The following is a 15,122-nucleotide window of genomic DNA, read 5'->3' as shown; positions in this document are numbered from 1 at the left end:
ATTATTTATGCTATTGCACTAACAAATATCGGATATGCCTTTATAGAAATAAAAATAATGGGAGGAGAATAAGCTAGACTTCCATGCCACGTTTTTTTTAATCCCTTTTATAACAATCTATTGTAAATAGTTTATTTGCGGCATTTTAAATCAAAAATAAAATAAAATAAAATACACACGTAGCTTGCAAGTTTTATCACTGACATTTTTACGGTATAGCCTACCCATTTCTGCGTAAATAATATTTTAAATAGCGCTGACTTTTCTGGTCAATTTCACATTGATTTCACAAGCCCGCTTTTAAGCTGATCAGTAATTTCTATTAAATAGCGTAAAAGTGAGCACTGCTATGCCCTGCTACATTGAACTTAAAAACATCAGTCAGTCGTTTCAAACAATCGAGTCAAACGTTACCTTATTTGAAAATCTCGACTTAACGATATCGCGCGGTAAATCATACGCAATTACTGGCCCTTCTGGCGCGGGTAAATCAAGTTTACTAATGTTGATGTCTGGCCTTGAACAACCAACAACAGGCCAAGGTACTTATGTCAACGGCGAACATGAGAAACCATTATCAGAATTAAGAAGCGATATCGGCTTTATATTCCAACAGTTTCACCTGTTACCTGAATTAACGGCGTTAAATAACGTTGCCTTACCACTAAAGTTAAGAGGTGATAAAAATGCGTTATCAAAAGCAAAACATTGGCTAGAGAAAGTGGGTTTACAACATCGATTCGATCATAAGCCCAGTGAGCTTAGTGGCGGCGAACAACAACGTGTAGCAATAGCGAGAGCCCTAGTGTTCGAGCCAAAATTCATATTCGCAGATGAACCCACAGGTAATTTAGACCAAAAAAGTGCCAGCGAAATCGCCGACATTCTGTTTACCTGCTGCCAAGAAAATAATGCTGGTTTAGTGGTGGTGACTCACAGTGAAGTACTGGCCGAGCGAGCACAGCACAGGTTTTCCCTTGCTCAAGGAGAGCTTAGTCTAAAAGAAAATAATATTTTAAAGGTGGCATCATGTTAATTAGCAACAGCAAACTTGCCTGGCATTTTTATCAACAAGAGTTTAGCTCACCTCATCAACGATTATTACGTTGGACTCAAGGTATTTTATTGTTATTCATTTTAACCTTAGGCCAAACCAGCCAAAGCATACAAGGGTATTTAAACGATAATTTACAAAGCTTGTTAGGTGCTGATGCGGTGCTAAGCCAAGCGAGCGCCTTAACCACAAAGCAGCACAACGAGCTAGCAGCAATTACCAGCAACATTGTGCAAACTCAAGATATAAAAACAACATTAACCCATAACGGGCAATGGCAACGCGTCAAATTAAAAGCGGTTGACGCTCAATATCCGCTGCAAGGTCAGTTACTAACATCAAAGTCATTAAATGATGAAGAAGTTGCAACCTTTTCTGGCCCCGAGCAAGGGCATATTTGGCTCGACGCTAGACTACTGGCTGGCTTATCAATCAATATTGGTGATTATTTACAAATAGCAAATCAAACATTTTTAGTTGCTCGGGTATTACATCACGAGCCCGACAGGCTAATGGAAGGTCATAATGTTGACATGCGAGCGATGATTAATAGTGCTGACATAAAGTCATTGGCGTTTGCGCCTGAGCTTATCCATTACCGTTACTTAATTGCAGCATCTAACAGCCAAATTGATACATTAATAACTTGGCAACAAACAAACCTGCCTGCGGCGCAAATACACCACAAACAAGGTAATCATCCATTAGCGCTGTTTTGGCAAAGAACCGAAAACTTTATGGGCTTGGCATCAATTCTTTTGTTCTTTATGGCAGCCATTGCTATTAACCAATTAACCCAAGTGCACATCAAAAAAGACCAATACTTCTCAGCAATTTGCATGAGCTTTGGCGCAACAAAAAGTAACGGCATTCAAGTGTCAATTTTAAAGTGGTTATTTGGTTTGCTGTTGATAATGCCTGTTGTCATTGCCCTATCAGCAATAAGCCATTGGCTGATCATCAACTGGTTAAACGACACCTTTGCAAACATAGTCTGGCAATGGCACTTAACATCAATGGTTAACTCAATACTTGCGGTAACCGCCATCTTCGCTATTTTCCACGCCCCTGTTTGGCTTTCACTGCGCAATAACTCAGTTGCAAAATTATTTACCAACAACAAACAAGGCTTAAGCCACTGGTTAAGCAAGCTAAGTAGCTTAGTCGTATTATCTTTGGTTGTTGTAAGTTACTCAGACAATGCCCTGTTAACCTTGATGATGGTCGCAGCAATCGCATTTACCATTATCATAATGATAGTGATCAGCTGGAGTTCCTTAACGTTTGGCGAAAAGCTCAGCCAAAACTTTTCCGGTTTAATGCCATTTTCATTATTTATGATGAAGCAACGTTTGATCAGCAAAAGTACGCAAATTCTAGGGGTCGGCTTATGCGCATTTTTACTGCTATTTACCTTAATGCTGTTAAAAGATTTAGGTGCCACCATGACCTCATATCAGCGCCAGCACGATGGCAATATTATTGTTTCGCAAGCAACACAACCGCAAATGCAATTTATCGAGAATTGGGCCGACGAGCACGCCATCGACATTCGTCAAGCTAAGCCATATATGTACGCCAAATTAATCGCGGTGAATAATCAGTCGCTGGCGGAATTTAGCGATAAACCTAGCGACAGTATGGCAACCTTTAGCAACGCCATTCGCTTGCATTGGAGCGAAACTGTGCCGACAAATAACAAGGTTATTGACGGGCAATGGTGGCAAGCCGATAGCGAAAACTGGCAACAAATATCGATTGAAGAAGAAGTGATGACTGACTTAGGTTTAGCCCTTGATGACTGGCTAACCTTTTTTATCGGCCAACAACAAGTAAAACTGCAGATAGTAGCGAGTCACGTATTTAAACCCGGCGCGGGCTCTATTACCTTTTGGGTGCAAATGCCGCCAACCGCCCTCGCTCATATTCAATCAGCACATTACAGCATGGCAAGTATCGAGTTAAATCAGCAGCAAGAAACATTACTGCCAGCGCTATGGCAAAAGTTTCCTACCTTACGCATGGTATCGCTAAAAGAAGTCACCGAACGCTTTGATAGCATGCTAGCGATGATCACCAAAGTGATCAGCGGCTTTTCGTTGATGATCATTATTCTAGCCAGCGTGGTAATTCTCGCTTCTATTAGCGCTTTAGAATCGCAAGAAAAGAAAAAGAACAGCATTATTATGAGCTTTGGCTTTACTCGCGCCACTTGCTTAAAACTCAACATCATTGAATGGTTAGTTACCGCCAGTATTACCGCCATTGGTGCTATTTTAGGTACTTACTTTTCCGGTGTGCTCATTTATCAATCTCAATTTTCATTAACTTATCAGCCCGACTTCATTTGGTTAGGCACCACCTTAGTGATTATTTTGTCGTTAGTAACAGGCTTAGGTATATATGCCAGCAGACACAGCTTACAAAGTTCGGTTAAGCAATTAATGGCTGACACCTAAACTAAATTTCAGCCCATATTTCACATCTGTTTCACAGCACACACGGCATTATTGGCATAAATGATAAGGAGAATATCAATGACAAGTTTAGTAAAAACGATAAATAAACTCTTAGCGTTAATAGTTTTATTAACGCTATCAATTCATGCTTATGCAGCAGAGCCGAAAAAAGTGGTTATGGTGGTTAGCGGCTACGGCGAACAACAAGGCGAAGAAAAACCCGGTTATGAATTCGATGAATTTGCCAAAGCTTATTTGGTATTTAAAGCCAATAGCATTACGGTAGATATTGCCAGCCCAAACGGCGGAAAAGTACAAGCTGATAAATACGACGCCAAAAAGTCATACAATGCCGCAGTATTAGCCGACCAAGCTATTATGGCTAAGTTAAACAATACCTTATCAACAGCTGATTTAGACGCCAGCAATTACGATGCAATATTTATTGTTGGTGGTAAAGGTGCCATGTTTGACTTACCAAAAGACACGGCCCTACAAGCTTTTATTGCCGATGTTTATCAAAGCAAAGGCACTGTTGCCGCAGTATGTCATGGCCCTGCGGCTTTAGTTGATGTAAAACTAAAAGACGGCAGCTACTTAGTCGCCAACAAAGCTGTTAATGGTTTTACCAATCAAGAAGAAAAGTTATTTGGTAAAAAGTGGTTAAGCAAATTCGAGTTTATGTTAGAAGATAAACTCACCGAGCGTGGCGCTAAATTTCAATCTAGCGAAATAATGCTAAGCCATGTTGCCGTTGACGAGCGTTTAATAACCGGACAAAATCCAACATCAACGGTTGATGTGGCAACAGCACTGGTGAAAACGTTAGGCCTAACACCAGCCGCAAAAGAAAAAGATAATGAAGACAACACCATGGCGGTTATTGCAAGCTTTCTCGCTGGTGATAAAACCGCGTTAAATATTATGACTGATACGCCTGAGCAATATCACCTTGCCCTCGCTGGCATGTACGGTTTTTATTATTTAAAAGTTGCAGAAAACAACCCGCAGTTTGAGCAAGCATTATCGTTAATGAGCATTGCACAAAAAGCCATTAACAACCCAATGTTGGATATGAAAATTGCCTCAACACAACATAAATTAGGACGCGTTCTTGAGGCAAAAAACACCTTAAATCAACTACTCGTAGCAAAACCTGATTACAAACCCGCATTAGACATGTTAAAAACGTTATAGGAAATTAAATCATCAAACAACACCGCAATAAAATAATTGTGGTGTTGTTTGTCATTTGGTAGTTATATGAAAACAAAAGCGACTTCACTCAATGTTCTGCTCGTTGAAGACCAACAAAGCATTGCTAAAAATATTGCCGAATACATGGAAAGCAAAGGCCATACCTTCGACTTTGCCAGCCAAGGAAAGCAAGGGCTTGAGCTTGCGCTAGAAAACCACTTCGACTTGATCATACTCGACCTGAACTTACCGAAAATGGACGGGCTTGAGGTTTGTCAGCAAATACGAAAATTATCGAGCCGCCATATTCCAATATTAATGCTGACCGCGCGCGACAGCATTGAAGACAAAGTTTCTGGTTTCACCGCCGGCGCTGACGATTACCTCACTAAACCGTTTTCACTACAAGAACTAGAAGTACGCTGTTTGGCATTATCAAGACGTCATTTATTGCAAACATCTGATGTGTTAACTATTGGCCCGTTAGCTATTGATAGACAACGAAAGCAAGTTTCTCGAGATAACATGCCGCTGGAATTACATGCCATGGGCGTGCGCATCATAACCATTCTTGCCGAAGCCTATCCGCAAGTGGTGAGTCGCTCAATGCTTACACAAAAAATTTGGGGTGATGAACCGACAGAATCTGACGCGATGCGCTCTCATATTTATCAGCTACGTAATATTTTAGACAAACCATTTGATTACCCAATATTAAAAACCGTACATGGCGTTGGCTTTACCCTAGAGGTTAAAAATGAACAATAAAAACAGTAAGCCGCACAGTTTGAGCCGACGTATTGTCGCGCAATTTTGTATTTTCACCTTAGTCATTTCAGCCATATATTGTTTTTTCTGTCTGATCCTTTTATATAACCTAGAAGACAGTTTTATTGAACGTGAAGTAGCACACGAAGCAGAATATTTGCGCGCACAGTTTAAAGAAAACGGTCAATGGCCAAATGCCCGCCCGTCACATATGTCGGTGTATTTTTCAAAAAATACCTTACCTGAAGATATGCAACAACAGTTTTTAGAAGAGCCGCAACGTATAGAGTTTTATGGCGCAGAAGGTCGGCATTATCATTTGTACACGCTGTCTAAAAGCGACAACATTTATTTAATTGCCGAAGTGAGTCAAAACCTACTGGTTCGTCCAATAAGAAATGGCGTAATTCAGTTCTTTTTAATCTGTGGCGGCATACTTTCACTGGTGGCATTTTTTATCGCTTGGCGACTTGGTAGAAAAACCGCGACACCACTTAAACAACTAGCCGACTTAGTCGACGGAGTCGCGCCGGAAAATATCCCCAACACCTTTGCCCATAACTTCCCCAATAACGAAATAGGCGTATTAGCACGCACACTCGAAAACTCCATGCAGCAAATTAGCAAAGCACTTGAGCGAGAGAAATGCTTTACCCGCGATACCAGCCATGAATTACGAACGCCTGTCGCCATCATTAAAAATGCCGTTGAGGTCTATCACAGTAAAAATACCGAGGATGATGACAACAACCAATTAATTAGCCGTATTTCAGACGCCGCTATGCAAATGGAACAAACGGTAAATACACTGTTAATTCTCGCGAGAGAAGAACATAACAGTGAGAACAAAGCCCAAATTCAACTTTTGCCCTTGGTTGAACAATCAATATTAGATCACAGCTATATGCTTAACGGCAAAGCGGTAGAAGTCGACGTTACCAACAACTGCAACACGCAAATACATGCACAATCTGGCATGTTAAAAGTGTTGCTTGATAACCTACTCAGCAATGCTTTTCAATACACCGACATTGGCGAAGTTAACGTCGACTTCCTCAACAATCAATTAGTGATCAGTGACACAGGTCCAGGTATTGAACAAGATATTTCTTCATGTATTACTGCGCCAGCAGTAAAAGGTAGCCAAAGTACCGGCTATGGTTTTGGTTTATCGATAGTTAAACGATTATGCGAACACCAAGGTTGGCAACTGACGGTGGAAAGCAACAAGGGCACAGTGGTTTCAATTTCTTTTGGTGCATAACTAATAGTTAATTATGCACCAAATAGCTTGGCCTTGCGATACAGCACGTGCCTAGCTATCAATACACATTTTTTGTTGCTGAGTATCTTGCCCTGTAAACATTGACTTTACACTCGAATTCAACTTTTTGAAAAAGTCATCAACAGCTTTGGTATAACAAGCGTCTTTGCCAAGCTCTAAATTAATTTCTCGATGCGACATATCCACCGGCATCACGTACGCATAACCACCAAAACTTTTCGCTTTTTCAATAAAATTTTCAGCTTGTGTACATGCGTCATTACTTCGTAGTGAACATATTGCTAGAAATGGCGGTATCTTATCCGTCAAGGCATGAAACGGAGATGCTTTTTGCAATTGCAAAAGGTTTTCACCAAACTTTTCAATATAGAATTCAGATGGCTTTGCTCCGGTGACCTTTTTCACAATATCGTAGCCAGAAATATCCAACGAAACAGTACCGATCCAAGGTATAGCACCATTTTTGACGATAGTCTGATAGTTAGAAGATACTAGGGAAATCAAGTGCGCTCCCGAAGAATGCCCCATCAAAATAAATTGTTCTGGCGAGCCTCCCCATTCACGCACGATTTTTTGAGAAAAAATCAATGCGGTTTCTAAATCTTTTGTTTGCTCAACCGGTCTAACTTTCGGTAACGTGCGGTAATTAATCGATATAAAGATAAACCCTTTAGTCACCCAATGCGCCACCTTATTTTTAAATTCGGCTTTATTGGCTTTATCTCCGCCGCTCCACGCACCGCCGTGTACCATAAATATTACTGGGGCATTTTTTACATCAATAGGAGCATAAACATCTAGCGTCTGATCTGCATCTTTACCATACGATATATCAGATAATATTTTCATTTCTGTAGCATGTGCATAGCCATTTGAGGCAATTATAATTAACAATAGTAAAATGAGTGATTTAGTATAATAAAACATAATTATCTTCCGGTATGTTAAAGCCGAGTTGGCTTGTTGTTATATGAGTACTTTATGAATAGCGGCGCTAAGTTTCAGCGCCAGACAATAATACTGAACTAGCTTTGCCGTAATCCTTCGCTCGGCTCTTCCTTGGTTATTTTATGACTTGGGATATACGTTGCGACTAACACCATCGCCGTAATAAATGTTGGTATCCCAAGCAGGCCAACAACATAACTACTACCATTTATTATCAAAGATTGTGATAACTGATTAACAACCCAAAGCGACAAAACAATGCCCAAAGAGAGGCCAACAAATAGCTGTACACTCGCTTGACTCAAAAATAATTTAATTACTTGGCCATCTCTGGCTCCCAAAGCACGCCTCATTGCAATCTCGTGACTGCGTATGGCAATGCTATTAGCCGACACCGCATAAATGCCACTGGCAGCTAGAAATAAGGCAATCAGGCCACACCATAGAAATATCTTGTTAACGGCATTGACTAACATCATTGGCTGCTCAATCAAATTATCGTAACTTTGAATATGATGAATAGTCGCATCTGCATTCATATTATTGATGGTTTGCTGTAACAGGGTTTCAGCTTGAGACTGAGTACCAGAGTAATGCATAACGATATTTACCCGCCAATTGCGCCTATCCATCAAACCATAGCCAGTGTGCTGAGCACTGGTGGATTGCATCGTTGAACCATGAACGCTATCAGAAACAATCCCGACTATAGTGCGCCATTCCGTTTGCCAGCCTTCACCATCAACAGTGCGCACGCGCTGACCAATAGCATCGCCATTAGGAAAAAGATCGCTAGCCATGGCAGCATTGATAATCACAGGAGAAGCAGTGTCAGCAAGCTCTCTAGAATCACTGCCAGTATCTCTTAGATCAAAATTTCGCCCTTCAATCAGCTTCATACCAACGGCAGACCAAGCATCTCGACTAACAACATCAAAATTCCACACGGGGTTTTCATTAAATACTTCAGCCGCTTTACCTTGAATTTCAAAATGAGAGCTACCACCGCCAGTGCCAGGTAAACTACTAAAATAGGCGACGCTATGAATATTAGGTAATTGTTCCAGTTCGTCCTTTAATTGGTAGTAAAAGTCATTGCGCTTTTTTCTTGCCTCTGGTTCACCATTGTTCCAAGGATAACTCCCCCAAGCGAGGCGCACGGCAGCTGTTAGTCTGCTGTCGGTATCGACACCATAATCTGCATTGTCCGCAGAGTAACTGGTACTCAGTAGCATGGTAGCAATCACTAATACCACACAAGATAAGGCGATTTCAGATACAATAAGCGCTTTATTTGCTCGAGCTGATTTTTCCCCTAGCGCGCCACGGGTGCCATCTCTCAACACACTATTCAACTCGCCTGACAGTGCCCGCCACGCAGGAATGAACCCTGTGATTAACACCATAAAAACAACGGTAATCAACAGCACAACAATGGCATCTTGATCGACACTAAGCAGCCACCAAAATGGTCGTTCTCCGTTTACTGAAAAAATTTGCTCGAAAACATTATTCGTAATGACAACACCCCAGCTGGCGAGAAAGAAAGCCACCACACCGCCGAGACAACAAATGAATATACTTTCCCATAACATCTGCAATACCAGTCGCTTTCTCGGGATACCTAATGCAATGCGAATCGCAACTTCTTTAATGCGCTCATTGACTCTAGCCAAAAGCAAGTTGCCAACATTAATGCAGGTCAATAGTAAGATCAGCAGCACAACAATAAGCATGGCGACAAAAACCGCGTAGTGATGAAATACAGCATCACTGGTTAACTTAAATGGGAAAGCTCGAATATAGCCATCAGGAGATGACGCACGCCAAGCAAACTCCTGAGGTAAGTCTTGAAAATGTTTTTGCAATATTCCCCGTATCTCACGTTGAAATTGCGCGAGTGATACACCTTGTTTTAAACGTCCAACGCCATACATCGCATTGCTATTTGACGGCTGAGTCGGTGTTATTCTTTCTTCCGATATACTTTGCCAAACCTGTGTTATCGCAGGAAAAGCAAAACCTTCCGGCATAATACCAACAACTCGTTTGGGAATTGTTTCAACGCGAAGCACTTTTCCAATTATATCCTGTGCACCAGAAAATTGGTTTTGCCATACTTCGTAACTTAATACGATAACAGATTCAGCCCCTACCGCTTGATCTTGTGGTGTAAACCCTCGACCCAATATTGGCTGAACACCAGCGACTTCAAATAAATTCCATTGGCTATAAGTAAGATGAACTTTTCTCGAAGCCGCGCCCAATTCACCACTACTTATAGTTCTTACTTCTGGCTGATATAAACTCATATTTTGTAAAAGTTCTGTTTCAGCGCTGATTTGATTCAGGTGGTACGGATCCGCACGTTGTCCACGACCATAAGATTCTCTATATTCACCTTCAATGGCAATTATTGGCGTATCACCATTCAGGGTAAGTGGTTTAAAAATTAGTTGGTTAAGTAACGCATAAGTATAAATGGTTAGTCCTAAGCCAATAGCAACAATCAACACCGACGCCAAGGTAAATAATGGTTTTTTCAATAACAGCCGAGCGGCATATTTTATATCAATCCAAAAATACATAAATTTTCCTTAACTTATACCGCAATGGCTGAGGTTGCTAAAGATTCGCCAACATCAGTTAACTTATCCGAGACCACCTGCCCGTCAAACACTTCTATCACTCGCTGGCTACGAACGGCGGAAGCGGGATCATGAGTCACCATGCAGATAGTTACGCCTTCCTGATGTAGCTCATCCAGCAATAACATCACTGATTGGGCGTTTTTAGAATCTAAGTTTCCTGTCGGCTCATCGGCAAGAATAATGGCAGGCTTGCCCGCAATGGCGCGAGCAACGGCAACCCGTTGTTGCTGTCCACCAGAAAGCTGAGATGGGTAATGATTAATGCGATGAACCAAGTCAACTTTTTCCAGTGCCGAACGCACTAGCGCTTGTCGTTGGCTGTGGTTTATATCGTCGCGGTAAGTCAAAGGCAGCTCAATATTTTCTGCCACGGTTAAATCACTGATCAAATTAAACGATTGAAAAACAAAACCAATCTCTTTATTTCTGATCCTAGCGCGTTCATCACGATTAATATTCGAGGCATTATGACCAGCCAGCTGATACATGCCACCGCTAGGTGTATCTAACAGCCCGAGCAAAGCAAGCAAAGTGGATTTACCACAGCCAGAAGGCCCAGTAATGGCTAAGTATTCTCCTTCAACTATGGTTAAGTTGATATTATGTAGCGCCTTAGTTTCAACTTCATCAGTGAGAAAAACCTTATCTACATTTTTTAACTCTACCAACACCTGTCGTTTAGTGGCCTTAACAGATATTTTATTGTTAGTATTCTCATTCATGTTGTGCTCCTAATTAATACGAATTTGCTGATGGTTTTCCCAGCTTGAGGTATCCGAAATAATAATGCTGTCGCCTTCCTCCAAACCTTGTTCAATCTCAATATACTGGCTAGACATATGGCCAAACGTTAAGCTTTGTTTATTGGCATTGCTGCCCTCGGGATCTAGCAGGTAGACACTGGACTGGCTAAAGCTGCTAGCAAACATAGGGCGTTTAACAAATAATGTATTGGCAAGGGTCGCAATCTCGATAACGCCATCAACAGTTAACTCAGGGCGAACTTCTTTTGGTAAAGCACCAAGTAATTCAACATCAACTTGTACAGAACTATTAACAACTGCCGGATCAATACGCTGAATAACGCCTAATATTTTACTACTGCGGGTATCGAGTATTACTTTTTGCCCTATCATCACATCTTTGATTTGTTTTTCTGGAATTCTCAGCTCAGCGATATATAAATCACTTCTAGCAAGCATAGCTAAATTAGTACCGGCACTGACCTGTTGCCCCAATTCCAGCGGCATTTCTTGCACTATGCTGTCCATTGTTGCCATAACTTTTAAACTAGCGACTTGTTGCTGAATACGCTGTACGCTTTTGCGCATGCTAATCAGCCGGGCTTCGTTAGCCTCTATCTGGGCAGTAAGATTTTCCCGTCTTTTTTCTAAACGTTTTTCTTCTAGTTGCCAACGTCGCTTATACTGTTGGACATCAATTTTTACTTCTTCAAAGTCAATTTTAGATACCGCAACTATGCCCTGATTTAGCAGCTCCTTTTGGGCGTTTAGTGTTAATTGGCTGCGCTCAAAGTTGAGTTTTTCATTAATCACGGCAATTTCTTGATCTAATAAATCAGACTCTAAAGATATTTTCCTTGCTCGCGTTTCTGCTGCTAGTGCTTGTAGCTCCCACTGAGCTTCAGTTAACTCCTGTTGTAATTGAGGGTTACTTAACTCCAGCAGCAAGTCGCCCTTTTTTACTTTTGCCCCCGCTTTTTTTAACACCTGCTCAACCCGACCAGAGACATTAGTCGCTATCCAGCGAATATCGCTAGGCGCCAAAACCCCCGTACCACGAACAGAAATATGAAGTTCGCCACGCTGCACGGTATCAACTAAAATATTGTTCTTATTTGCCAAAAATGAGGCACTACTTTTATTAAATAACAAGAATAAAACCAGCGCTAAAATAACTATAAAACTAACTATTAGCTTGTTTTTGGTAGTTAATTTTTTTTTCTTATTCGCTCGAACTATATCCATAAACGACTCAATGCATTAATATTTATGCTTGTGGTTAAGCGGTGAGTTTGTATGACTAATATAGAAATCTGTTGAACATTAAAATAGGCATCTTAAGTAAAAATAACCGACGAAAATTTTACAAAAGTTTACATGCGATTTTGCGGTAATCCTGTATCGTGAGTATGGCGAAAAAATTACTTTCAACTCGAAACAGAACACATAAATAAGCACACTAAGGTAGAAAAATTGACTATCAAACCTAAGCTTCTTCTAGTAGAAGACGAGCCTGCAATTTTAAGAGGGCTAACAGATTTATTTATATTTCATGGTTACGACGTTGACAGCGAAAGCGATGGAAAAAAAGGCTTAGACCAAGCCTTAAATGGACGATACACCTGTATAATTTTAGATGTTATGCTGCCTTCGCTAAATGGTTTTGAAATTTGCAACTTACTAAGGCAACAGTCTCGTAGCCAGCCTATTATGATGCTAACCGCTAAAAACGCAGAAGAAGATATTATTAATGGCTTAACACTTGGAGCAGACGACTATGTCGCTAAACCATTTTCTACCTCTGAACTTGTACTGCGCGTCAATGCTTTGATCAGACGCTCTGGCTGGACAGGCACAGATAGCAAAATTGTATTAAGTGACGATGTTTCTATTTGCACGCAAACCTTAACCGGAAGCTCTTACCAACAGAAAACCAAATACACACGCCGTGAAGTAGAAATTTTGAGTTATTTGCAGCGGCAAAATAAACCCGTTTCACGAAATGAATTGCTTAGTAAAGTTTGGGGATATCAGCAAAGCAGCGAATTAGATACTCGTACGGTTGATATACATATTGCAAAAATTCGCAAGAAAATCGAAATAGAGCCTAAACTGCCTAAGCATTTAGTGACTTATCGCGGAGAAGGATATCAGCTCCATGCGATTTAGTTTTTATGGTCACGAGTGTTAAATATGCAATTCTCAGATAAAGGTTTATTAAATTACGCTCAGCGTTTGCAGCAATTACGCTATTTAGCCATAGGTTTCTTGTTGTGCTTATTAATCCCTCTAGCAACAGTGTTATATTTCGGTTTTCAACAAATAGAAAAGAATTTACTGATTGAATACCAACGTGAAGCAAACAACCTAGTGCAAACCATTGATAAAAATTTATTCAAAAGGCGATTATTAACCAACGCATTATCGGCTGACGCATTTAGCTATTATCAACACCGGCATAACCCGATCACCGGCCAGTCACAACAAGTGCTCTCGCCTCTTTCTCAAATAGACTTCGCGCTGCCTAAAATATCTCAGCAAGTACAAGGGTTAGTTGGCTTCTTTCAATATAATAGCCAAGGGCATTTTAACAGTCCTATTTGGCCGTCCCCTTTAACTGACAGTGGCGATACAGCCAAACAACTTACTGAAAACGCTCAGCAAGAGTTTTCAGCTCAGAGCAATATGCCTGACATAGCATCAGAACTTGAGATCCGAAAAAAAACCGCACTTAAAATCAAGCAACTTTTGTCACAATCAAAATCAATACAACAATTAATTAAGCAAGGCTTCAAAGAAAAGAAACATTTATTCAGCGTTGTTTTTGATGTCTCTGATCACCTCATTTTTTATCGAATTGCCACTGTCGGTAAAAACAACCACCTACAAGGCTATCTGGTAGAGCGAAATGCTTACCTATCAAAATTACTCTCAGAATCATTAGCACAAAGGCACTTTGACAGCCCGATTCTAATGACCTTAGAACAGCTAAATGGTGCTAATCACAAGGAATATTTTTTCTACCAAAAGCTTCCTGATGGTCAGGTACAAGTAAGCCAACCGCCAACATTAAATACACTTTTTCAACAGCAAGCTATTTACCAAACAAAACTTCAATGGCCTTTTGATGGTTATTCCGTATCACTGACAACAGACTCACTACCTATGACGCCAGCAATGCTGTATAGCGCCATACTTATGCTAGTTTTAATTGCCGCAATACTATCGGCTTGCTATGGTTTTTATCGCTTAGGAGTTAAACAGTTAGTATTGGGAGAACAAAGACTTAACTTTGTTTCATCAGTCAGTCATGAGCTAAAAACACCATTAACGTCAATTCGAATGTATTCACAAATGCTCAAAGAAGGCACGGTCATCTCTAAAGACTATCAGCAAGAATATTACGAATTTATTTTTGGTGAAAGTGAACGCCTAACACGACTGATCAATAATATTTTGCAGTTAGCCAAACTTGGCAATCAACAACAAAATGTCCAGTCGGAATGTGTACCACTAAGCGTTTTACTCGACATCATTCGTTCGAAAACATCGTCGATAATTGATAAAAATAATTTTGTGCAAAATATAGTTTTAGAAATTTCGGACGCCGGGAACACGCTTATTTGGGTTGAGAAAGATGCCTTTTCCCAAGTAGTTATTAATATTGTAGACAATGCTGTGAAATTTTTTGATTCAGCAAAAATCAACAATATTAACCGACAAAAAATTGATTTTATATTTCGCCAGCATCCCAAGCACAAACATATGATCCAAATGGAAATTCGTGATTATGGTGAAGGGATAACGCCAGAGCAAGAAAGTAAAATTTTTGAGCTGTTCTACCGTGGCGGTAATGAATTAACCCGTACCACCCAAGGTACAGGCATAGGATTAGCCTTAGTTAATGAACTTATGTTGGCGCAAAAAGGAACAATAGCAGTACAAAGGCGAGACCCTGGTCTCTCGATGCTGCTGTCATTTAAAACTAAAGACTAAACCTCACACCGGAAAAGCATA

Annotated in this window: 11 protein-coding genes; 7 read left to right on the top strand and 4 right to left on the bottom strand. The window is 40.6% G+C overall.

Annotated features, from left to right (window positions below; all coding sequences use genetic code 11):
* Window positions 1–337 precede the first annotated feature (337 nt).
* The 5 genes from AC27JP_RS14625 to AC27JP_RS14605 all read left to right on the top strand — a co-directional run bounded on the left by AC27JP_RS14625 (window position 338) and on the right by AC27JP_RS14605 (window position 6,742).
* The gene (locus AC27JP_RS14625) at window positions 338–1,036 is read left to right on the top strand and encodes an ABC transporter ATP-binding protein (RefSeq protein WP_487116346.1); all 699 of its coding nucleotides are present in this window, start codon (window positions 338–340) and stop codon (window positions 1,034–1,036) included.
* Window positions 1,030–3,513 (top strand): ABC transporter permease, encoded by a 2,484-nt coding sequence (locus AC27JP_RS14620; RefSeq protein WP_487116344.1) that lies wholly within the window; start codon window positions 1,030–1,032, stop codon window positions 3,511–3,513. Before AC27JP_RS14625 ends, AC27JP_RS14620 begins: the two co-directional genes overlap by 7 nt.
* Before the next feature lie 78 nt (window positions 3,514–3,591).
* Window positions 3,592–4,710, top strand: coding sequence for a type 1 glutamine amidotransferase domain-containing protein (locus tag AC27JP_RS14615; protein ID WP_487116342.1), 1,119 nt, complete (start codon window positions 3,592–3,594; stop codon window positions 4,708–4,710).
* 66 nt (window positions 4,711–4,776) lie between these two features.
* The gene (locus AC27JP_RS14610; protein ID WP_487116340.1) at window positions 4,777–5,478 is read left to right on the top strand and encodes a response regulator transcription factor; all 702 of its coding nucleotides are present in this window, start codon (window positions 4,777–4,779) and stop codon (window positions 5,476–5,478) included.
* Window positions 5,468–6,742, top strand: a complete 1,275-nt coding sequence (locus AC27JP_RS14605; protein WP_487116338.1) for a sensor histidine kinase — start codon at window positions 5,468–5,470, stop codon at window positions 6,740–6,742. The genes AC27JP_RS14610 and AC27JP_RS14605 overlap by 11 nt, the downstream gene beginning before the upstream one ends.
* A 51-nt stretch (window positions 6,743–6,793) precedes the next feature.
* On the opposite strand, the gene AC27JP_RS14600 is transcribed toward AC27JP_RS14605, so the two are convergent.
* From AC27JP_RS14600 to AC27JP_RS14585, 4 genes are all read right to left on the bottom strand, one after another.
* Window positions 6,794–7,612 carry an alpha/beta hydrolase fold domain-containing protein gene (locus tag AC27JP_RS14600; protein ID WP_487116336.1) on the bottom strand — a complete coding sequence of 273 codons (819 nt, stop codon included), beginning with the start codon at window positions 7,610–7,612 and terminating at the stop codon, window positions 6,794–6,796.
* A 176-nt stretch (window positions 7,613–7,788) separates the two neighbouring features.
* Window positions 7,789–10,299, bottom strand: a complete 2,511-nt coding sequence (locus tag AC27JP_RS14595; RefSeq protein ID WP_487116334.1) for an FtsX-like permease family protein — start codon at window positions 10,297–10,299, stop codon at window positions 7,789–7,791.
* A 14-nt stretch (window positions 10,300–10,313) separates the two neighbouring features.
* A complete protein-coding gene (locus AC27JP_RS14590; protein ID WP_487116332.1) occupies window positions 10,314–11,084 on the bottom strand; it encodes an ABC transporter ATP-binding protein in 771 nt (256 codons plus the stop codon).
* Between the two features lie 9 nt (window positions 11,085–11,093).
* Complete coding sequence (locus tag AC27JP_RS14585) at window positions 11,094–12,257, bottom strand: efflux RND transporter periplasmic adaptor subunit (RefSeq protein ID WP_487116330.1); 1,164 nt, start codon at window positions 12,255–12,257, stop codon at window positions 11,094–11,096.
* 321 nt (window positions 12,258–12,578) lie between these two features.
* Between AC27JP_RS14585 and AC27JP_RS14580 the strand changes: the two genes are divergently transcribed.
* Both AC27JP_RS14580 and AC27JP_RS14575 read left to right on the top strand, forming a co-directional pair.
* Window positions 12,579–13,274, top strand: coding sequence for a response regulator transcription factor (locus AC27JP_RS14580; protein ID WP_487116328.1), 696 nt, complete (start codon window positions 12,579–12,581; stop codon window positions 13,272–13,274).
* A 24-nt stretch (window positions 13,275–13,298) separates the two neighbouring features.
* On the top strand, window positions 13,299–15,101 hold the full coding sequence (locus tag AC27JP_RS14575) for a sensor histidine kinase (RefSeq protein ID WP_487116326.1): 1,803 nt from the start codon (window positions 13,299–13,301) through the stop codon (window positions 15,099–15,101).
* Window positions 15,102–15,122 lie beyond the last annotated feature (21 nt).

The organism is Colwellia sp. SU-HH01172 (genome assembly GCF_057553355.1).
This window is presented reverse-complemented; position numbering and strand designations above follow the sequence as displayed.

What these genes read in the sequence shown, in the direction of transcription:
- AC27JP_RS14605 (WP_487116338.1), top strand. Translation starts at nt 5,468, where the DNA reads ATGAACAATAAAAACAGTAAGCCGCACAGTTTGAGCCGACGTATTGTC.
- AC27JP_RS14575 (WP_487116326.1), top strand. Translation starts at nt 13,299, where the DNA reads ATGCAATTCTCAGATAAAGGTTTATTAAATTACGCTCAGCGTTTGCAG.
- AC27JP_RS14590 (WP_487116332.1), bottom strand. Translation starts at nt 11,084, where the DNA reads ATGAATGAGAATACTAACAATAAAATATCTGTTAAGGCCACTAAACGA.
- AC27JP_RS14615 (WP_487116342.1), top strand. Translation starts at nt 3,592, where the DNA reads ATGACAAGTTTAGTAAAAACGATAAATAAACTCTTAGCGTTAATAGTT.
- AC27JP_RS14595 (WP_487116334.1), bottom strand. Translation starts at nt 10,299, where the DNA reads ATGTATTTTTGGATTGATATAAAATATGCCGCTCGGCTGTTATTGAAA.
- AC27JP_RS14610 (WP_487116340.1), top strand. Translation starts at nt 4,777, where the DNA reads ATGAAAACAAAAGCGACTTCACTCAATGTTCTGCTCGTTGAAGACCAA.
- AC27JP_RS14600 (WP_487116336.1), bottom strand. Translation starts at nt 7,612, where the DNA reads ATGAAAATATTATCTGATATATCGTATGGTAAAGATGCAGATCAGACG.
- AC27JP_RS14620 (WP_487116344.1), top strand. Translation starts at nt 1,030, where the DNA reads ATGTTAATTAGCAACAGCAAACTTGCCTGGCATTTTTATCAACAAGAG.